This window comes from Chitinophaga sp., from assembly GCF_039596155.1.
GTDB lineage: Bacteria > Bacteroidota > Bacteroidia > Chitinophagales > Chitinophagaceae > Chitinophaga.
The window spans coordinates 262,658-284,161 of the sequence record NZ_JBCNKF010000005.1; the positions used below are offsets into that span (position 1 = coordinate 262,658).

Annotated in this window: 14 protein-coding genes; 7 read left to right on the forward strand and 7 right to left on the reverse strand. The window is 47.2% G+C overall.

Annotated elements, in window-relative coordinates; translation table 11 throughout:
• Positions 1-349: 349 nt before the first annotated feature.
• Genes ABDW33_RS07230 through ABDW33_RS07250 form a run of 5 tightly spaced genes read left to right on the forward strand, consistent with a single transcriptional unit; the run spans position 350 to position 8,192 of the window.
• On the forward strand, positions 350-1,033 hold the full coding sequence (locus ABDW33_RS07230; RefSeq protein ID WP_343689399.1) for a response regulator transcription factor: 684 nt from the start codon (positions 350-352) through the stop codon (positions 1,031-1,033).
• A gap of 23 nt (positions 1,034-1,056) precedes the next feature.
• A complete protein-coding gene (locus ABDW33_RS07235; RefSeq protein WP_343689400.1) occupies positions 1,057-2,394 on the forward strand; it encodes a histidine kinase dimerization/phospho-acceptor domain-containing protein in 1,338 nt (445 codons plus the stop codon).
• A 27-nt stretch (positions 2,395-2,421) separates the two neighbouring features.
• The gene (locus ABDW33_RS07240) at positions 2,422-3,810 is read left to right on the forward strand and encodes a TolC family protein (RefSeq protein WP_343689401.1); all 1,389 of its coding nucleotides are present in this window, start codon (positions 2,422-2,424) and stop codon (positions 3,808-3,810) included.
• A 4-nt stretch (positions 3,811-3,814) separates the two neighbouring features.
• Positions 3,815-7,054: an efflux RND transporter permease subunit gene (locus ABDW33_RS07245; protein WP_343689402.1), complete on the forward strand. Its 3,240-nt coding sequence runs from the start codon at positions 3,815-3,817 to the stop codon at positions 7,052-7,054.
• A 4-nt stretch (positions 7,055-7,058) separates the two neighbouring features.
• Complete coding sequence (locus ABDW33_RS07250; protein WP_343689403.1) at positions 7,059-8,192, forward strand: efflux RND transporter periplasmic adaptor subunit; 1,134 nt, start codon at positions 7,059-7,061, stop codon at positions 8,190-8,192.
• Between the two features lie 430 nt (positions 8,193-8,622).
• Here the strand turns inward: ABDW33_RS07250 and ABDW33_RS07255 are convergent, their stop codons facing one another.
• The 4 genes from ABDW33_RS07255 to ABDW33_RS07270 form a co-directional block, all read right to left on the reverse strand.
• On the reverse strand, positions 8,623-10,035 hold the full coding sequence (locus tag ABDW33_RS07255) for a T9SS type A sorting domain-containing protein (protein ID WP_343689404.1): 1,413 nt from the start codon (positions 10,033-10,035) through the stop codon (positions 8,623-8,625).
• An 88-nt stretch (positions 10,036-10,123) separates the two neighbouring features.
• Positions 10,124-11,731, reverse strand: a complete 1,608-nt coding sequence (locus tag ABDW33_RS07260) for a glycosyl hydrolase family 18 protein (RefSeq protein WP_343689405.1) — start codon at positions 11,729-11,731, stop codon at positions 10,124-10,126.
• A gap of 20 nt (positions 11,732-11,751) precedes the next feature.
• Entirely contained in the window at positions 11,752-14,163 is a 2,412-nt protein-coding gene (locus ABDW33_RS07265) for a cellulase family glycosylhydrolase (RefSeq protein ID WP_343689406.1), read from the reverse strand.
• Between the two features lie 151 nt (positions 14,164-14,314).
• On the reverse strand, positions 14,315-15,148 hold the full coding sequence (locus ABDW33_RS07270; RefSeq protein ID WP_343689407.1) for a S1-like domain-containing RNA-binding protein: 834 nt from the start codon (positions 15,146-15,148) through the stop codon (positions 14,315-14,317).
• A gap of 58 nt (positions 15,149-15,206) precedes the next feature.
• On the opposite strand from ABDW33_RS07270, the gene ABDW33_RS07275 reads away from it, so the two are divergent.
• Positions 15,207-16,187: an ion channel gene (locus ABDW33_RS07275; protein WP_343689408.1), complete on the forward strand. Its 981-nt coding sequence runs from the start codon at positions 15,207-15,209 to the stop codon at positions 16,185-16,187.
• Here ABDW33_RS07275 and ABDW33_RS07280 read toward each other — a convergent pair.
• Together ABDW33_RS07280 and ABDW33_RS07285 are read right to left on the reverse strand one after the other, a co-directional pair.
• Entirely contained in the window at positions 16,180-16,689 is a 510-nt protein-coding gene (locus tag ABDW33_RS07280) for a YdeI/OmpD-associated family protein (RefSeq protein WP_343689409.1), read from the reverse strand. The genes ABDW33_RS07275 and ABDW33_RS07280 overlap by 8 nt on opposite strands.
• A 167-nt stretch (positions 16,690-16,856) precedes the next feature.
• Complete coding sequence (locus tag ABDW33_RS07285; RefSeq protein WP_343689410.1) at positions 16,857-19,109, reverse strand: GH92 family glycosyl hydrolase; 2,253 nt, start codon at positions 19,107-19,109, stop codon at positions 16,857-16,859.
• Between the two features lie 117 nt (positions 19,110-19,226).
• On the opposite strand from ABDW33_RS07285, the gene ABDW33_RS07290 reads away from it, so the two are divergent.
• On the forward strand, positions 19,227-19,727 hold the full coding sequence (locus ABDW33_RS07290; protein ID WP_343689411.1) for a GNAT family N-acetyltransferase: 501 nt from the start codon (positions 19,227-19,229) through the stop codon (positions 19,725-19,727).
• Here the strand turns inward: ABDW33_RS07290 and ABDW33_RS07295 are convergent.
• A complete protein-coding gene (locus ABDW33_RS07295) occupies positions 19,720-21,471 on the reverse strand; it encodes an alpha-glucosidase (protein ID WP_343689412.1) in 1,752 nt (583 codons plus the stop codon). The two genes, ABDW33_RS07290 and ABDW33_RS07295, sit on opposite strands and share 8 nt — an antisense overlap.
• Positions 21,472-21,504 lie beyond the last annotated feature (33 nt).

Below are 21,504 nucleotides of genomic sequence, written 5' to 3' on the forward strand. Positions count from 1 at the left end.
TCAAAAACACCCTACCATTCATCCCCTATTTCCACCACCCATATATTCTATTTTTACAACTCAACCCCTCCCGAAATTTTAAGCGCTTTTTAAGGAAGCATGAATATTGGCCGAATTGTCACAGGAGTTTAACAAAGTGACTTAACTATTTCCAAATTCTTTGAATTTTACAATTTTTTGTTTGAATAGCACAATAAAACCCGCCGGAATTCTTACCACCTTTGCGTTATGATTGCAATTTTCAATAAAGTATAGGCAAAAAGGATCCACGTTTTCTAAACTGGGTCCTTTTTGCTTATTACCCAGCCTTCAAGATTGCTTCAAAATTGATCACAAATTTTGCAGCTGTATGAAAGTACTGCTCATTGAAGATAACATAGAACTGGCCGCCAGCATTACCAGCTACCTTGAAAAAGAAGGATACCTGTGTGAAGTAAGCTATACCAGCAACGACGCGCACGATAAACTCATCTCATTTCAATACGATTGCATCCTGCTCGATATCACTTTGCCGGATGGAAATGGCCTCGACTTGTTGCAGCTCATACATCATGAAAAGATTGAAAGCTGTGTGGTGATCATCTCCGCGAAGAACTCACTGGATGATAAGATTACAGGATTGGAAGGAGGTGCCGACGACTACCTGACAAAGCCGTTCCACCTGCCTGAATTACACGCAAGACTTAGAGCCGTATACAGAAGAAAGAAATTACAGGGCAGCAACATTGTTACTTTTAATGAGATCCGATTGAATACAGATACACTGGAAGCGTTGGTCAATGAAACTGCGCTCGACGTTACGCCAAAAGAGTTTGACCTGTTACTATATTTCCTCGTGAATAAAAACAGGGTGCTCTCCCGGCAATCGATAGCAGCCCACTTGTGGGGCGACTATACCGACAACCTCTCCAATTTTGATTTTGTATACCAGCACGTGAAAAATTTACGAAAGAAAATTCATGCAGCGAATGGAGGTGATTATATCAATACGGTGTATGGATTAGGCTATAAGTTCAATACAACAGCTTCTTAATTAATGCTTGCAAAGAACCGGTCATGAAACTCGTCAACAAATTTACTTTATGGTATCTCTGTATCTCTCTGGCAGCCATGCTGGCAGGTATAGGCATCGCCTACTATAAAGTAAAATCAGAGATAGATGAAGCTGAGATAAGCCGCCTGAAAGTCTACAATGACCTGATGGCCCGGACAATGCGCAACGGTGTAAGTCCGGATACATACCTCCGTGGCAGACCCGCAGAAATCAAAATACTGAAGCAGCACGAAATACCTGTGAACCAGTATGAAGTGTACGAACATACCTTCTACAACACCATGCTCAAACACAGGGAATGCCGGCTTACAGTTACCTCTTATTATAATATAAATGGCACTTACTACAGTATCTGCTCCTATAATTATATTACAAAGGCCAACGAAATTCTGACAGGACTGGCAAGCTCCTTTATCTGGATCTTCTCCATCCTGTTCCTGCTCACTGCACTGTCGGCAGGATTCGTATCCCGTATCATCCTGGCACCGTTCAACAGAACGCTGAAAAGAATTCAACGCTTTAATCTAAAACAAAAAGAAAGACTTTCCCTCCCTGTGCCGAACGCAAAGGAACTAAAAGCGCTCAACAGCTTCCTCAATACCATGACTGACAAAGCGCTGGATGACTACCGTGCATTGAAAGAATTTACGGAAAACGCCTCCCATGAATTGCAGACACCACTTGCCATACTCCGTAGCAAGCTGGAACTGCTCACAGAATCATACCTGCATGGTAAAGACGTAGACACCGTCATGTCGCTGATCAGTGATATGCAGAACGCCATCGAGAAGCTATCGAGGATCAACAGCTCGCTGACACTGCTGGCGAAAATGGAGAACAATGAATACAATGATAAACGGACCATCTCATTTTCCGGTCTTGTCACTGAAACATTAAACAGTTTTTCAGAATTGCTGGAAATGAAATCCATTTCATTGTCCTCTTATATATATAAAGGTCTCGCTCTTCAGCTACATCCCTCCCTGGCAGACATCCTGCTGGGTAACCTGCTGAGCAACGCCATCCGGCATAATATCACTAATGGCGCCATTGAGGTCAACCTCACCAGGGAAAAATTAGTGATCAGTAATACGGGGCTTCCTCCCGAGGTCCCAACCAGTGAGCTTTTCCAACGCTTTAAGAAAGGCAACAGGAGAAGTGATTCCATCGGTATCGGACTCGCCATCGTAAAACAGATCTGCGATCTCAACCACTTTACCATCCAGTACGACTATGCCGACGGGTGGCACATCATTCAAATTATATTCGATGAATCAATAGGTGCTTTAAAGTCAGTAAACGAAGACGTGCTCACACCACGCCGCGAGTTGCTACGTTAAGGTATCATGGTCTAATGTTCAATTATCATGCAAAGAAAAAAACTCGTCTGTCTCTTTTTGCTGCTCCTGTACGGACCAGCGAAGATGGCGCACGCACAGGTATTGACGCTCAAAGATGCAGTGCAGACCGCCCTGGCCAATTACGGAACCATCAAAGCGAAAGCCAACTATTTAAAAGCGTCCCAGTCAACAGCCCAGTCAGTGAAGCGGGAATACCTGCCTAACGTGAATGTAGCCGGACAGCAGGATTACGGTACCATCAATGGTATCTTCGGCCCCTCTTATGGTTTAAATGGTCTTGCCGTAGCTTCGGCAGGTCCCACACTCGCACAAAACAACTGGAACTCCGCTTTTGGAGGATTGTATCTCGCGAATGTAAACTGGGATTTCTTCAGCTTTGGCCGCATTAAGGAAAAGATCAAAACTGCGCAGGCCACCGTACAACGAGATTCTGCTGACCTGACCCAGGAAAAATTCCAGCACGAAGTAAGGGTAGCCGCTGCTTACCTCAACTTACTCGCTGCCCAGCGCCTCACACGTAGCTGGAAGAACAACCTCGACAGGGCCGATACCTTCCGTGCTGTCGTTGTCACCCGCGTAAACAATGGCCTGATCGCCGGTGTTGACTCATCTCTTGCGAATGCAGAAGTCTCCAATGCACGTATTGCTTATACCAATGCAAAAGATAATGAACAGACACAGGCCAATAATCTCGCCATACTAATGGGGGTGCCGGTACAGGACTTTGTACTCGATACCGTGTTCATCAAGCAGATCCCGACCGCAGTTGCCGATTCTGCCGACATTGTGAATAACCCAACACTGAAGTACTACGAACAACAGCTCAGGGTCAACCAGGAACAGGCGAAGTACCTGGAAAGACAGTACTATCCCACCTTCTCCTTCTTCGGAACGATGCAAACGAGAGGTTCAGGATTTGGTGCGAACTACGCCGCTGATCAGTCAGATTATTCACATGCTTACTGGGATGGTGTGAAGCCCAGCCGTAGCAACTATCTGCTGGGAATTGGTGTAACATGGAACTTAACTTCTATACTCCGGGTCAATAAACAGGTAGCTGCCCAGAAATTCACGGCAGCAGGTATACAGGACCAGTACGATCTCGTGAGGCAACAGCTCACCGCACAGCTAAAACTGTCTGATGCAAAAATGAAGAATGCACTGGACAATTACAGGGAAGCGCCTATCCAGGTCAGCGCAGCATCCGATGCTTACAACCAGCGCACTGTATTGTACAAGAACGGTTTGAATACAATTGTAGATGTTACGCAGGTGTTGTACACACTGAACCGTGCAGAAACAGACCGTGACATCGCGTATACGAACGTTTGGCAGGCATTGCTCCTGAAAGCAGCCGCCAGTGGTAATTTTTCTCTTTTCATTAATGAATTCTAACTAGATGAACCTGATAAGATCAGCACTACGCAAACCTATTACCATCCTGGTGATCGTGGCCGCCATGTTCTTTTTTGGTGTGGGCGCGGTCAGGACCATCAAGGTGGATATCTTCCCCTCGCTGGATCTGCCGGTGATGTATATATCCCATCCTTTCGGTGGTTACACGCCTTCCCAGATGGAGGCCTTCTTTGGTAAACAGTATGTAAATATCCTACTCTATGTAAATGGTATCAAGACCATAGAGACGAAAAATATACAAGGTCTCTCACTCCTGAAAGTGAGCTTTTATCCCGGTACTAACATGGCACAGGCACAGGCGGAGCTTTCAGCCTTTTGTAACCGGGCCCAGGCCATATTCCCCCCTGGGTCACAACCGCCCTTTATCCTGCGCTTTGACGCCTCTACCCTGCCTGTCGGCAACCTGGTATTGAGCAGCGACAAGCGCAATAACAACGAACTGCTGGACCTTGCAAATACATATGTGCGTTCGTCCTTTACACAGATCCCCGGTCTGTTGTCTGCCCCTCCTTTTGGTGGTAATATCCGTACCGTGGTGATCAAAGTAGATCCGACATTATTAAGATCTCACAACCTGACACCTGACCAGGTCGTTGAAGCGCTTCGTCTCAACAACCAGGTATCACCTTCCGGTAACGTGCGTATTGGTGATAAAAACTATATCACCCCCGTAAATACCACTATCCATACGGTAAAAGATTTTGAAGATATCCCGCTCTTCAGAGGCGGGGCACAAACACTTTTCCTGCGCGATGTAGCGACTGTAGAAGATGGTGCGGACATCACTGCGGGTTACGCGCTGGTAAACGGCCGTCGTTCTATATACCTGTCCGTAGCAAAGAATGGTGATGCCTCTACCTGGGATGTGGTACAAAAACTGAAGGCAGCCATTCCACGATTCCAGGCACAGTTGCCGGAAGACGTGAAGCTGTCATTTGAATTTGACCAGTCTGTTTATGTAATCAATGCGGTGAAGAGTCTGATCAGTGAAGGTACCATTGGTGCAGTACTGACAGGTTTGATGGTGTTACTCTTCCTGGGTGACCCAAGAGGCGCCCTCATTGTGATCCTCACCATTCCGACCTCTATCATTGCAGCCGTGCTCTGTCTCAAGCTGGCCGGTCAGACTATCAATATCATGACACTGAGTGGTCTTGCACTGGCCATCGGTATATTGGTGGATGAGAGTACGGTGACGATTGAAAATATCCACCAGCACCTGGATATGGGCAAACCCAAGGGTCTTGCCATCTGGGATGCCTGTAAAGAGATCGCTTTCCCGAAACTCCTCATCCTTTTCTGTATCCTCGCGGTATTTGCGCCGGCATTCACCATGGGTGGTATTCCAGGATCATTGTTCCTGCCGCTGGCACTTGCTATTGGTTTCGCCATGATCATTTCTTACTTCCTGGCACAAACCTTTGTACCTGTGATGGCGAACTGGCTCATGAAAGAACATGGTCATGGTACGCCGCAGGATTACAAACCGGATGGTCATGAAGAAGATACCTGGGATGAAAAGAAAATGCTCGTTGAACATCCACATGGTGGTCATGATGAGCCACTGACCAGGTTTGACAGGTTCCGTAACCGCTTCATGCGCTTTATAGGACGCATTATGCCGGCACGTAAACTGATTGTAACCATATACCTCATCGGTGGTATGGGCCTGGTAGTATTATTACTGAGTCACATTGGCCGCGATGTATTGCCACATAGCAATGGGGGGCAGTTCCAGCTTCGCCTGCGTGCACCCGATGGTACACGTGCCGAGGTAACGGAAGCAAAAACACTGAAAGCCATCAATATGATCAAGGACCTGGTAGGCCCTGAAAATGTATCTATCACGTCCGCTTATATTGGTCAGCACCCCGGTCTCTTTTCTACCTCCCCTATCTACCTGTTCATGGCGGGTCCGCAGGAAGCAGTTATCCAGGTAGCACTGAAGGAAGAGTACAAGGCAAATATGGATGAACTGAAAGATAAGATCAGAGAGAAACTGAAACAGGTAGAACCTGATGTAAGGCCCTCTTTCGAGCCCATTGAACTGACTGAAAAGATCCTGAGCCAGGGTTCACCTACCCCGATCGAGATAAGATTCTCCGGCAGGAACAGGAAACAGTCGGAACAATATGCCAACAAAATGATTGAGCGGCTGAAAGAAATTCCTTTCCTTCGCGACGTGCAGCTGGGACAATCTACAAAGTATCCTTCGCTGAAAATTGAAATTGACCGTTTAAGAGCTGCGCAGCTGGGTATCGATCTGGCCACCATCTCCCGTACGATCACCGCTTCTACCTCATCCTCCCGCTATACAGAGAAAAACGTGTGGGTCGATGAAAAGCAAAACCTGAGCTACAACGTACAGGTGGAGATCCCGGAGAATAAAATGACAGATATTCATTCAATCGAGGAATTACCATTGCTGCCAAACAGCGCACGCCCGGTACTGGGCGATGTTGCGACCATTACACCTGATACTACATTGGGTGAAGCAGATAACCTGGGTGCGATGCCGACCCTGTCAGTAACCGCCAATCTCAATAACATTGACCTTGGTACTGCTACAACAGAAGTGAACAAAGCCATTAAATCGCTGGGAGAACTGCCACGCGGTCTGAATGTGGAACTGGTGGGTCTGACTTCAACGCTGACAGATACACTGGACAGTTTACAGAATGGGCTGGTAGTAGCGATTATAGTGATCTTCCTGATGCTGGCGGCGAACTTCCAGTCATTCAAGGTATCGGCAGTCGTTCTGGCTTCGGTGCCTGCGGTACTGTTAGGTTCCCTTAGTTTACTTTTATTGACAGGTTCAACCCTGAACCTGCAGTCTTATATGGGTATCATCATGTCGGTGGGTGTATCGATCTCGAACGCGGTGTTGATGGTAACAAATGCGGAACAGCTGCGTCGTCATAATGGTGATGCGATCCTTTCCGCAAAAGAAGCAGTTGCATTGCGTCTGCGTCCGATCCTGATGACGAGTCTTGCGATGGTGGCCGGTATGATCCCGATGGCGAGCGGCCTGGGTGAAACCGGTGACCAGACATCTCCCCTGGGACGTGCGGTGATCGGTGGTCTGATTGCCTCCACTTTTAGTACCCTCTTCTTACTGCCGCTGGTGTTCTCATGGGCACAGGGTAAAGCAAGCACCAAATCCGTATCGCTGGATCCGGAAGATAAAGAAAGTAAAAACTATGTACCATCCTTGTATGAATAGTCATATGAAAAAGAATAACTTGATATCCAATACAATATTACTGTGCAGCTTACCCGCTATGCTGCTGTTGAACAGTTGCGGACACACAAAAGGTGAATCAGAAAAAGAAAGTGCAGCTACAGAAGTACCGGCTATCCCGGTCGTTGCCGTACAGAAAGGGAAGTTATCCTCTTCCCTGAAACTGCCGGGTGAACTGATAGCCTTTCAGCAGGTAGATATCTATGCAAAGGTGAGCAGCTTTGTAAAGAAGCTGAATGTGGATGTGGGATCAGAAGTGAATACCGGCGACCTGCTGGTGACCATGGAAGCCCCAGAGCTGACTGCCCAGCTGAATGCAGCAGAAAGCAGATTGAAATCACAGGAAGCGATCTACCTGGCGAGCAAGGCGAACTATGATCGTTTATATACTACCAGCCTTACACCGGGTACCGTAGCTAAAAACGACCTGGATAATGCAAAGGCAAAGATGAACTCTGATATGGCGAACCTGGAAGCAGCGAAATCATCTTACAGGGAGGTAGCCGACACCCGGAATTACCTGGAAATCCGCGCCCCATTCAGTGGCATCATCAGTGCGCGTAACGTCAGTGCGGGTGCATACGTAGGTCCTACCGGCAAAGGTTCCGAATTGCCTATCGTGACCCTGCAGGAACAGCGCAAACTGCGTCTGGTAATTTCTGTACCGGAGTCTTATACCAGCTACCTGGGTAGTAACAGTGAAGTCAACTTCACCGTAAAAGCCTTCCAGGGCAGACAGTTCACCGCCAGGGTAAACCGTCTCGCCGGGGCATTGGATGCCCGTCTGCGTTCCCAGCGCATCGAAATGGATGTGATTAACAATGATAAAAAACTGCTGCCGGGGATGATTGCAGAAGTGAATATCCCGATGAATACTGCAGATAGCTCTTTTATTCTGCCGAAGAGCGCAGTGGTAAATTCTACCACAGGCGTGTTTGTCGTAAAGGTAGAGAATAATAAAGCGGTACATGTACCAGTATCTACAGGCCGTGAAGTGGATGGTAAAACGGAAGTGTTTGGAGACCTGAAACCGGGCGATATCATCATGGCTACAGCAACAGAAGAGAACAGGGATGGTCAGGATATCAGGAAAACAGAATTACAAAAGGATAATAAATAATTAGAAAGGATCCGACTGGTTAAGATAATTATAAAGGAATAACTATTCAACAGGCAAAAAATTCACTAAACGGAAACCATCGGGAATCACAAGTAAGGTAGTAAGTAACAACAGACAGGACAAAGCATCGAAAAAAGAGGGCGTCTCATTGTGAGATGCCCTCTTTTCGTTTTGGGGCAATAAAAACCAACCCTGTATGCTCCTCCACCTTATAACCCGGCGACGTCCTTACTATAGGACTAACCCGTCATTAAATCGGCACTAAGACGTCACCAAAAGGGCACCTGTATATCGGTTGGATATTGAGGTGATATTGAAGTGCCCTTTTAGTGCCCTTATAATGTACTATTCGAACTATTCTCCACCTATATTCATCATACAAAAAGGGCGTTCCGGCATCGGAACGCCCTTGTATACAAATGAGTTGGAACTATTGAATCACAATCTTCTTCGTATAGTTCTTTCTACCATTCGTTACCACCACGATATACACCCCGGCAGGCAGGTCTTTGACCTCCAGTGAGATCCTGGCCGCATTGTCTTTTCGCGTAGCAACTACTTTCTTGTTCACATCTACCACAGATACATATACAGGTTCCTTTCCATCGTATTTACCAACGTTTACCGTCAGCATACCGCCTTTCAATACGGGATTGGGATATACCGTCAGCTCTGTGTTTTCTTTTTCAGACGCTGCCGCAGTGACAGCTTCTACTTTTACCGAACTGACCTTGTCATTCCAGGTGCTTACATCCAGCAGTGATACATCAGCAGTGAGTACCAGTGAGGCACCGGAGAAATTGTCATCTGCATATAAAGTCACCTTATAACCAGGCGTTACTTTTACAGAAGTAATGTCGTCATTGATAGCACCATATGCTTTTAAAGCAGTGAGGTTGTAGCTACCAACTGGCAATGAGATACCATAACCACCATAGTTGACATCCTGGTACATATAAGACGCAATCGTAACTGGTGCGTATGTAATAGGGAAATCAATCTGTGCCTGGTTGAATTGACTTTCGTACGTGGAATTCCAGCCGAATGCAGTAGTTGCCTGTGATTTCAGGTTAACGCCTGCAGCCGCGCTCCAAAAGTGGATAAACTCTCCCATGTTCAGTGAACGGGCATAATTGCTACCGCTCTTCGGGAAGTAAGAAGATAATAATACAAAATACCTGTTCAATACTTTACTGCCACCATACTGGCTGTAAATCGGGTAGAACCAGTCGCGGAACCAATGTGTACCAGCCACCGGAAAATTGTCTGTGGTATTGGTAAACGTGGTGTACACCCTGGCGGCGTCGCTGGTCATACCAAGGCCCTGGTATACGTCGTAGATGTAGATCTCTGCCCACTTGCTGTCTCCCCAGATGCCAAAGGCAGGAGAGTTGTGTGCATTCTTGGAATCCCCTTCTACAATGTGCCCAACTTCGTGGGTCAGCAGGTCATGATCGCCACCGGTAGCTCCTGTCCATGGACCGGGTCCTACATCTGCTACATCGCGGTTGTCATGACTGGCATCGAAATACCCGGATGGGTGACCACCACTGTACTTGTTGGTGTGCATGACAACAAACAGATGCGGGTCGGCGCCAAACCAGCCATAGGTCTTTTTAGTGTACCGCCATACATCTCCCATGTATTGGTACGGCCAGGTAACAGTCGTGCTCACGTCATTGTCATAGTAGACAGCAACATCGTTGTCATAGAATTTCCTCGTCAATAATTGATTGTGCTCAAACCAGTGTTCCTGCCAGGTAGCAGGCGGCGTCTGTGCTTCTACCCGGTTGTAGGCGGAGCAGCCCATCAATAATAGCGCATACAGTACTTTTCTTTTCATGGTTATTCTTTATTAAGGGGGTGATAAAAAAATCGTGGAAACACAGGACCGGTCATATGCGCAATGACCGGTCCTGTAAGGATACATTTTACAGTATCAGGACCTGTTTAGTAAAAGTTTGATTGCCATAGGTGATCACGACTACATACATCCCGGGAACCAGGTGACCAGTGGAAATACTAACGCGGGCACTTCCCGCTTTCTTATAGGATAAAGTTCGCTGATAGATGTCTTTCACAAAAACCTGCAAGGGTGTCTTTCCGTCATATCCGGCTACATTTATCGTCAGTTCACTCCCCTTACTCACAGGATTGGGATATACGACCAGTCCGTTTTCCGTTTTTATACTTACCACACTATCCTGACTGGCCGCCATTCGTGCCCCGGCTACCGGCGCCCATGAGAAACTTTCCCAACCCTGTATGGTGGTGCGGTTACAGTTCATAGCGGCCGCGCCGTTTTCGGAGGATACATATAACCCGTTGTTGCCCCTTAAAGAAATGGTTCCATCCGCATTTTGTATCCAGTCAAATTTCTCCCAGTCCTGTGCGGTAGTGCGATTACAATTCATGGCCTGCTCACCGTTTTCAGAAGACACAAAATAGCCTCCATTGCTTAATGTCACCTTTCCGTTGCCGCCATCGCCTACAAGGAACTGGTTCCAGCCCGCCACCGCTGTAGCGTTGCAATACATTGGGTTTACATTTCCTTTTGAACTCACGTACTGGCCATTGTTCCCTTTTAACCAGATGGTTTTACCGATAGGTGCAGTAGTAGTATTGCCATTGTTCACCACGTCTTTTATAGCTGACAGTAATGAATTGGAGCCGGTCGCATCCTGCGCAATTTCCCAGATCATGACACCTGCTGCCTGGCTGAGGGCTAAGGAAGTTTTGTTCCTGATAGTTGTAATGCCATTATAGCCAATATCTCCATAGCGGTCAGCATAAGGATCGGCGCCCATGCTCAGGAGCGTAGCAAAGCCGTAATCGCCATTCCAGTCACGACGGCCATAGAAGGGAACACCCAGTACTGCTTTTTCTTTCGGTAAGCCACGGCCTAACCAGTAATTCAGGCATTGCACAGCCAGGTTGTAAGTAGAATGATCCGGCGGGTTATCATCATAAGCCATGATATTGAGCCAGTCTGCCACCGGGAACAACGTACTTAAAAAACTGTCATCGCCGTAGTCGCCGATTACTGCCGCTGTCGCGACACGTCCATTGGCATGCATGGCAGTGGCCAGCTGGGACATTAATGTCACAAACGCAGTCGCCTGTGTACCGGCGTTGGGGTATTCCCAGTCAAGGTCTACACCGTCCAGATTGTAGCTGTTACAGAAACTTACCATATTGTTGACGAAGGTGGTTCTGCCACTGGCGGTGAGGGAAAAGGTGCGGAAGCCGACATCTCCGCCACCGCCGCCTACTGAGATGATGACCTTCACACCTGCGGCATGAGCTGCAGTTACAAGGTTCCTGAGCCTTTGCGGATCATCCGGCGCCTGCAGACTACCATCAGCATTCGGAATGAGAAAAGCGTAATTGATATGTGTTAACTTGCTGTATTGGATGGCATTTACACTGCCTTCCCAGGTAGGGAAATAGCCGATCACCTTGAATTGTGAAACAGCCTGTAAGGTAAGGGTGAGGAGGATTGCCATGAGGCAAAGGCTCCTTCGGTATAGTGATTGCATGTGTTCGTCAGGGTTTAGGATTATTGGATCAGTACTTTTTGCGTATAGGTTTTGTTCCCGCTGGTGATCATTACCAGGTAAAATCCGGCAGCTATATTGCCCGTGGGGATAGTTGTCTTCCCGGCACTTTCTTTACGGGAATAAATCACCTTTCTGTTTACATCCACCAGGGTCACCTGTACAGGCGCTTTCCCATCATAACTCTTTAAAGATATATGCAGGGGGCTTCCTTTTGCAACAGGATTGGGATATACCTGCAATTCGGCTGTTGTATGGGCATCTGCTGTGACAGTTTCTTCCGCTGCAATTTTTCTGGCGGCGGCAGCAGGTACAATTCCAAACCTGAACTGCTCCCACCCCTGCGGATAGGTTCTGCTACAGGTCATCTCTGCCGCGCCATTTTCAGAAGAAACAAACAACGCATTACTGCTTCTTAATGATACTGTACCGTTATCATTTAAGATCCAGTCAAATTTCTCCCAGTCCTGTGCGGTAGTACGGTTACAGTTCATTGACGCCGTGCCGTTTTCAGACGATACAAAGAAGCCGCCATTACTAAGGGTGATCTTACCATTCCCTCCGTCGCCGACTACAAACTGATTCCAGTTTTGCACAGCGGTGGCATTACAATACATCGGATTGACATTCCCTTTTGAGCTGACGTACTGGCCGTTATTCCCCTGTAACCAGATGGTCTGACCGATCGGTGCTGCACTGCTCACTTCTCCCCAGGAGAAAGCTTCCCAGCCACTCCCGCTGGTCCTGTTGCAGGTCATGGCCTGTGTACCGTTTTCAGAAGACACATATGCCCCATTGCTCCCTTTCAGGAAGATTGTTCCATCTGCATTCACGATCCAGTCGAACTTCTCCCAACCCTGGTAAACATTGCGGCTGCAGGTGATCGCCTGGGTACCATTTTCGGAAGAGACAAACAGGGCGCTGTTCCTCAACGCTATTTTGCCATTCCCGGCATCTACTACATAAAATTTATTGTAGGTACCCACTGAGTTACTATCACACCACATAGCCCCGCTACCACCCCGGGAGCTGACATATTTGCCATTAAAACCTTTCAGCCAGATCGTTTTGCCAACAGGTCCGTTGGCAGCCTGTCCGGGTGCTACTGCAGCAATCGTGTTTGTATTTTTAATATTGTTCGCAAATTTGATATTGTTCAGCACCGCACTCATATTACCGGCACCATCCAGCACTGAAGGGCCGGTAATGCGCAACAGTGCAGCACTTTCACCTGCTGTAAATCTTTTGTACGTCCAGTGACACCAGCCTACACCAATGCTGTTCATAGCTGCGATATTAGCAGCCAGCCAGTCGTTGTTGTTTTCGCCGGTTTCACCTACCCATACCGGTACGTTGTAGGTATTTCTCCAGGCTACAATGTTAGCCAGGTCAGAGATCTGGTTAGGATCACTGTTACCTGCGGTAACGTCTGTAGAATTCCAGTATCGGTGTGAGTTATACACAAGGTTAGCAGGGTTGGTAAAGGTATATGGTTGCATACTACCATAGTTGTTACCATAACCGTTGCCTTCTACCATGAGGAGGTGGGTATCTCCTTCGGCACGGACGGCATTGATCAGCCTTTCAAACATATCGTGTATTGTGCTGTTACTTGGCACCTTGTGGGGTTCGTTGATCAGGTCATAAAAAGCAACCCCATCATTGCTACTATACTTCCTGGAAAGCGCCTGCCATAAGCGCACCGTCATATTGCCATAGATCGCCTGATTGTACAGGTCATTGCCCACAAAGCCGTCGTTGATGTTGTGGTCAAGACCTTGTGAACCGGGAGCGGCGTGAAGGTCGAGGATCACGTACATCCTGTTGGCAGCGGTCCACTTCAGCAGACTGTCAGCCAACCGGAAACCTTCTGTGTTCGTGTCGGTGAACAGGGTATTGCTGTTATACCAGTTTGTAAGTGCGCTGATATAAGTGGATACAGCACTGGCGCTGGCGTTTGCACGGATCACTTTCAGTCTTTCTGCTCTTTGGGCAGTGGTCAGAAAGAGTTCATAGTGCATGGGCAGGCGTACGCAGTTAAAACCGAGGGAGGCGATGTAGTCGATGTCGGCTTTGGTGATGAAGTTGTTACGCCAGCTTTGGTAAAATGCTTCTACCTGCGCATCGGTCTGGCCCTGGTCGTAGAGGTATTTTTTGACGGACCACTGGGGACCATCACCGCCTTCTTTCATCATATATCCTTCCTGGAGGAGCCAGGCACCGAGACCAACACCTTTGAGGATCACTTCCTGCCCGGAGGCATTGACGATGCGTTTTCCATCGGCGTGGAGCCGTGAGAGCTGTGCGGAGGCCGGGGTTAGCTTCAGACATGCTAACAGACAGCCAATCATGAGAAGGGAATGCTGTACGCGGCGAAGGAGCCCGTACAACCGGTTTGTGTAATGGATCATCATAGAGGGTTTGTTAAATGGTTTTTTGAATAAAAATGGTACAGCGCTTAGTAAAAAAAGGAAGTCGTTTGGGGTGTAAAATAGTACCAGTCAGGAGCGATTTTTTTTTAATATAAAAAAAGGCCGGATCGTTTCGCGACCCGGCCCTCTGTATTTATTCTTCGATTAGTTTGATACCTGTTTGAGTAAACTCAATTTTTCTGGCTTTGTAAAGACTACCAGTGGTCATCTTAAACGTCTTTTTACTCATACTAAAAAATGAGTAGATCTCCTCCGGATCAGATTTATCATGATAAGGTAAGTACCCATCGTTCTCCCGCAGTAACCGCAGGATCTTTTCCCCTTCATTTTCCACCCGTTTATATCCCATTTCCCCGGCAGATACATCCAGTTTATTTTCGTCTTTCACCGCCTTTACAAATCCCTTCAGCTTATCGCCGATATCCACCGTGCCAAACACATCTCCATAATGCAATAAACCCGTATGTTTCTGGTTTACAATACACACAAAGCCTAAATCAGTTCTTCTATAGATGATCAGTTCTACCGGATCCTGTTCTTTCACCGTCAGTTCTTCATTGCTCAGGAACGGGTCCAGTTTTTCTGTAGCAGCTACTCTGCCCGTTCTTTCATCCAGATAAATCTTCACCAGGTAGTCCTGTCCCTTTACCATCTTTGTCATCTGCTTACTCGCCGGCACAAACAGGTCCTTCATCAATCCCCAATCCAGGAAAGCACCCTGTTCGGTCACTCCTGTACATTTCAGGTTGACAATATCTCCCACTACACCATAAGGCTCCTGGTTCGTCGCGGTCAGGCGATTTTCCGAGTCATGATAAATAAACACCCTGAGCTCATCTCCCCGCTTTGCTCCTGCCGGGACAAAACGTTTTGGCATCAGTATTTCCTGTTCCACGCCGTCCAGGAACAGGCCGTACTCGCTCTCCTTCTTCACTCTTAAAAGGTTAAATTCACCTACCTTATACATGTAATATAATATTTGGATAATCGCAAAGGTAAGTAGATTTGTGGTCAAACGCAGGTTTATGGCCTTACTCAAACATATCAACCCTTTTTCGAAAACAAATGAAGATACCGGGTTCAGCACTACGATCAGTAGTTACGGGGACCGGTTTATCAATAAAGACGGTAGTTTCAACCTCCGCAAAGAAGGTAATCATATCTGGGACAGGTATAGTCTTTTCCATATTATGCTTAACCTGCCCGTCTGGGCTTTCGTGATGGCGATAGTGGGCGCCTTTATTTTTGTCAATCTCATTTACACCAGCATCTACCTGATGATCGGGGCGGCGGAATTACAGGGGATCAGTTCCCATTCTGCCTGGGGTATTTTTAAAGAAGTTTATTATTTCAGCACCGAAACCTTTACAACAGTAGGTTATGGCCGTGTCAACCCGGTAGGCGACGGGGCTAACTTCCTGGCGTCTATTGAGGCCATGAGCGGGTTTCTCTCCTTCGCGGTGGTCACGGGGCTTATTTATGGTCGTTTTGCGCGGCCCAGGGCACACCTGGCATTTAGCAACCAGGCGCTTATTACCCCATTTAAGGGACGCAATGCCCTGATGTTCCGCTTTGCCTGTTATAAGCACGGTCATACCCTTACGGATGTGACGGTGCAGGTGAATGCCGCAATGCGGGTACATGAAGAGGGGAAACAAACCTATCGTTATTATGAATTACCGCTGGAGAGACATAAGATCCAGAGTCTGCCGATGAACTGGACAGTGGTACATGTAATCGATGAGCAAAGTCCCCTGCTTGGCTTAACGGCAGAAGACATACAGGTGGCGGACCTGGAATTGTATGTATTGATCAAAGGGTTTGATGATATTTATTCAAACGTGGTACAGCAACGAACTTCCTATACCTTCCAGGAAGTTGCATTCAATCATAAATTTGTACCCATGTACCGGGAAACAGCCAGTGGTACTGTATTGGAAATGCAGAAGATACATGATACCGTGGAAGTGGAAGCGGCCATGATGACAGTAAGTGCGGTTAGCTGACCTTTTTATTCGCCCTTATCATAGTGGGGTAATCCCATTTCTTTGCTAATCCGCTTACCGCCATGGCGATTCTTTTTGCCTTGGTAGGCGCTGTTTTGGCGCTTTCGACCCATTTCATGAAATAATTCCGGTGTCCTTTGGGCAGCGTATTAAAGAAGGCCAGCGCAGCCGGTTCATCGGCCAGGCATTCCATCAATTCAGGGGAACTGACAGGATCGGGATTATCATCGACCTGTATCTGCACCTGGAGTGTAGCCCCTGCGCGCTTACCAATTCCTTTTCTGAGTTCGGCATTCAACGACATGATAAAATGCCCTTCACCCATTGGCGTAAGTGCAACACCTGCTATTTCAAATTGATCGAGCTTGCCTTTGACCCGGAAGGATTGCCTGAATCCGGGCTTTAGTTGTTGGGAGAGTTCAATAGGGATCTCGATATACGACCAGCCCGTCTTCTCTCCCATCTTCTCAAACTTTTTGATAGTGGCTTTGAATTTTATCATGGCATAAATATAAAAAAAACGCCTTTGCTGTGTGATCTGCACCTGAAAGTTAAACACTTTCCGGGAGCAGACCATGACGCAAGGCGTTTTTAAAGGGTATTTTATGTTATTCTCTCACATGCACAGCCGACCGGCCGGGAGGAGATAAAAGGAGTGATCAGCAACTATCAGATAGGTCTGTCAGCCTGCTTCACGCCAAAAGTAGCAGAAGGTTTGTTCCCCATATAGATTTCCATTTTCCCACCTTTCATCACGTCTTTGTACAGGAAGAAAGATTTCGTGTAGTTCGCACCGTTCAGCACAACTTTCTGGATGTATTTATTTTCTTTGCTGTTGTTCTTTACAATGATATCAAATTGCTTGTTACCCGCTAATCTGATCACAGCCTGGTTCATGAGCGGAGAACCAAATACGAAGGTACCGTTCATTGGATTCATCGGGTAGAAACCCATAGCAGACAATACATACCATGCACTCATTTGTCCTGCATCTTCGTTACCACACAATCCATCAGCGGTGTTAGTGTAGTATTTTTCCATGACTTCTCTCACGATATCAGCAGTTTTCCATGGCTGGCCAATCACGGCATACAGGTATGCCACGTGATGGCTTGGTTCATTGCCCTGTGCATACTGGCCCACCATACCGGAGATGTCAGGAGAGCTACCCTGGCCCAGAGAAGAAGACATGTTAAAGAAAGAATCCAGTGAAGTCTGGAATTTCTTTTCGCCGAACAGGTTTACCAGTCCTTTTGCATCCTGTGGTACTAACCAGGTATACTGCCAGCCGTTCCCTTCGCAATAATCGTTAGAGCGGTGTTTAGCTTCCAGCGGATCAAATTCTTTTCTGAAACTACCATCTGCCAGCCGGCCTACAAAATGGCCCCTGGAAGCATCCCAGTATTGTTTATAGAGACCTGCTCTCTTGTTGAAGTAAGCAGCATCTTTAGTTTTCCCAAGTTTCTTTGCCATTTGTGCTACACCGTAATCAGCGATGGCATATTCCAGGCCCCAGGCGACAGACTCGATGGTCATGCTATCTGCAGGGATGTATTTTAATTCCTGTACGAACTGTAAACCATTTGCCTTTCTCATGGCCGTATTTTTCACTGCTTCGTAGGCCAATGCTATATCAGCAGGATCGATCAGCCCTTTCATATAGGCATCTGCAATCACAGGGATAGCAGGATTTCCGATCATACAATCTGTTTCACAACCTTCCAGCGGCCATACAGGCAGGCGGCCCTGTTGTTTGTAGATCATCAGCATAGAGTGCACCATGTCCTTTACAAGGGCAGGATCTATCACGGTCATCAACGGATGCAGACCACGGTAGGTATCCCAGAGGGACATTACGGTATAGTTGGTGAACTTTTGATGGGTGTACACTTTTTTATCGGTACCACGGTAATCGCCATTGTGGTCATTGAACACAGATGGGAAGAAGTGGCTATGGTAAAGTGCAGTATAGAAAGTCGTCTTTGTAGCCTCGTCAGCGGAGAAATCGATTTTGTTCAATTCTTTATTCCATGCCAGGTCAGCATTGGTTTTTACCTGTTCGAAATTCCATCCTGGTAGTTCGGCAGTGATGTTGCCCAGTGCATTTTCTTCACTCACCGGGGAGATGCCCACTTTCAGGAAGATATCCGGATGCCTGGCTGCATCAAAATACATGGCCGCCTTGATGCCTTTACCTTTTGCTTCGGTACCAGCTAAGGCCTCATTGCTATTGAAGAGCTGCAGTTGTGTAACAGGCAGGGAAGTTTTGATTGCGAAAAACAGGCGTTGATCATTGGCCCATCCTTTAGAAAAACGGTACCCTACAAAAGTGGTATCATTTATCTTTTTGATGGTCGTCTCCACGGGCGAATCCCAGCACATGTTGAATTCCAGGTCTACCAGCAGGTGCGCGCTATCAGCGATGTCGAAGTGATAGTGATGGAACCCGACCCTGGTGGTGGCGGTCAGTTCAGCCCTGACCTTATATTTGTCGAGGTAAGTGGCATAATAGCCGGGTTTTACGACTTCGTTCGCTTTTTTGAAATTAGAACCGTAGCCGGTGTTCATATCCAGGCGGTGAGCGGGCTGCAATTCCAGGTGGCCGGTGGCTGGTACGATCATCAGGTCATTCAGATCCCCGATACCGGTACCACTCAGGTGTGTATGTGTAAAACCGAGAATATCATCGCTTATGTAATTATAGCCGCTACACCAATCCCATCCATTGAACTGATCCCAGCTCTGCATGGTTTGACTGGGTCCCAGCTGCACTGCACCATACGGTACGTTAGCGCCGACAAATACGTGTCCATGGCCCTTCGAACCAATGTATGGATGAACAAATTGTGTGAGTGGTTTTTCCTGTCCGTGTACCATCTGTGGCAACAGACTGGATGTCAGCATGATAGTTGAAAATAACATTGAAACTATGCAATTCTTCTTCAATTCACATAAATTTAGACCTGTGATATAAATAAAAGTTAAGTTGGCATTCAAAAACGTGACAATTGCCAAAAGTAACAAAATAATCAGCAAAATATGTTAATCTGCGAAACAGCGCGCCTGATTGTGCGCCGGTTTACCCTTGATGATGCCCCATTTATCATAGCATTGCTTAATTCTCCCACCTGGATTGAGTTTCTTGGTGACAGGAATATCCACACAGAAGCAGATGCACAGCTGTACCTGACCAATGGTCCGCTGGCAAGTTACGCGCTACGTGGTTTCGGGCTTTTCCTGGTGGCACTGAAAGAATCGAATACCCCCATCGGGATGAGTGGATTGATTAAGCGGGAGGGATTGGAACATGTAGATGTAGGATTTGCCCTGCTGCCGGAATATACCGGGCAGGGGTACGCATATGAAGCTACGAAAGCCGTACTGGATTATGGATACAATACTTTGCACCTGCCACATATCGTGGCTATCGCACGGGCTGACAACAAACATTCGCTTACGCTGCTGGAAAAGTTAGGACTAAAATTCGCTGACACCATCAGGTTGGCAGGTATCGATCACGATCTGAGTCTGTTTAAATAGTTTCTTCTTCCAGTGGTAGTGCTGCGGCTTTTTCTTCTGTGGCCGCGGCGGCAGTTGGCATGACTGGTGGCAAAGGACCGAATATGAGCGCCTGATAAGGAGCGAGTGTGATATTGCCACCTTCCATCTCAAATGTCAGCATATTATTTACCAAAGGTTCCGCGTCGGCTTCCAGCGCTAATGGGAGCTGGTATACTACGGTTTCCTTTGAAAAATTAAGTACCATCAGGAACACGGTATTATCCAGTGTGCGTGTATACGTATAGACCTGCGGGTGTGCAGGATCGTACAACTGGTATTTACCATAGACCAATGCGGGCTGGTGTTTGCGGAGCAACACTACCTGCCTGAAAAACCGGAGGATGGAGCGTTCATCTTTTTCCTGTGCCGCTTTGTTGATGAAGGCATGGTTGTCGTTGACCTTGATCCATGGAGTACCTTCAGTAAAGCCGGCGTGAGGGGTATCATCCCACTGAAAAGGCGTGCGGCTGTTATCCCTGGCTGCCATTTGCTGATCCAAGAGAAAACGGGCGGTGTCTTCGCCTTTACGCTCGAGGTATTTGTACATGTTGATCGTATCGATGTCTTTGTAATCATCAATCTTTTCGAACCTGATATTAGTCATGCCGATCTCATCGCCGTTGTAGAAGATGGGTGTAGCCCGCATGGTGAGTAAAAAGGTGATCAGCATCTTCGCAGAGATTTCCCGGTATGTTTCGATATCGCTGCCCCAGCGGCTCACCATTCTGGGCTGATCATGATTGGTGAGGTAGATAGTGCCCCAGCCACCGGTCTGATAGATCTGATCCCAGGCCGTATAGAGCCTTTTTAGTTCAACCAGGTCGATCCCTTTAGGGTCGGGACGTTTGTATGCATCTTTGAGATAACCGAGATGCATGCCTTCAAAGTGATAAAGCATGTGTAGTTCCTTCCGGTTTTCTGCTACAAAGTGTAAAGCTTCATCGATGGTGATTCCCGCTGCTTCGGCGAGGGTGGTGATATTTGTATTTTCCAGCACTTCCCTGTTCATTTCCTGCAGGTAATCGTGCAGGTGTGGTCCATGTGCGTAATACGCACCCCAGTCGTGTGTTTCAATTTCCGGCCAGGTTGTGTCTTTACTGATATAGCAAATGGCATCCAATCTGAATCCGTCTACCCCCTTTTTCATCCAGAAACGCATGATATCGTATACTTCTTTTCGCACTTGTGGATTTTCCCAGTTCAGGTCAGGCATTTTCGAAGAGAAGTAATGGAGATAGTAGCTATCAGTGGCTTTATTGTAGGTCCAGGCTTCGCCTGATGGATCGAAGTGACTAAACCGGAATGGAGGTTTCCCTTTTTCGGCAGGCCACCAGTGATAATAATTGTAATACGGATTATCCCTTGACAGGCGGCCTTCTTTGAACCAGGGATGTTCATCACTGGTGTGGTTCACGACCAGATCCAAAAGGAGTTTTATCTGACGATCATGCAGGCCTTTTATGAGCATATCGAACTCTTTCATGGTGCCATACTCTGTCATGATATCATAATAGTTGCTGATGTCGTAACCATTGTCGTCATTGGGAGAGCCGAAGATGGGATTGAGCCATATGGTATCAATACCAAGGCTCTGCAGGTAGTCCAGTTTCGATATGATGCCCGACAGATCGCCGATTCCATCGCCATTGCTGTCTTTGAAGCTGCGCGGATATATTTGATAAATGATACTTTCTTTCCACCACATGGGTATAATTTTTTCCATTATAAGAAGCAATTTTTAAGCCGGCCATACTGT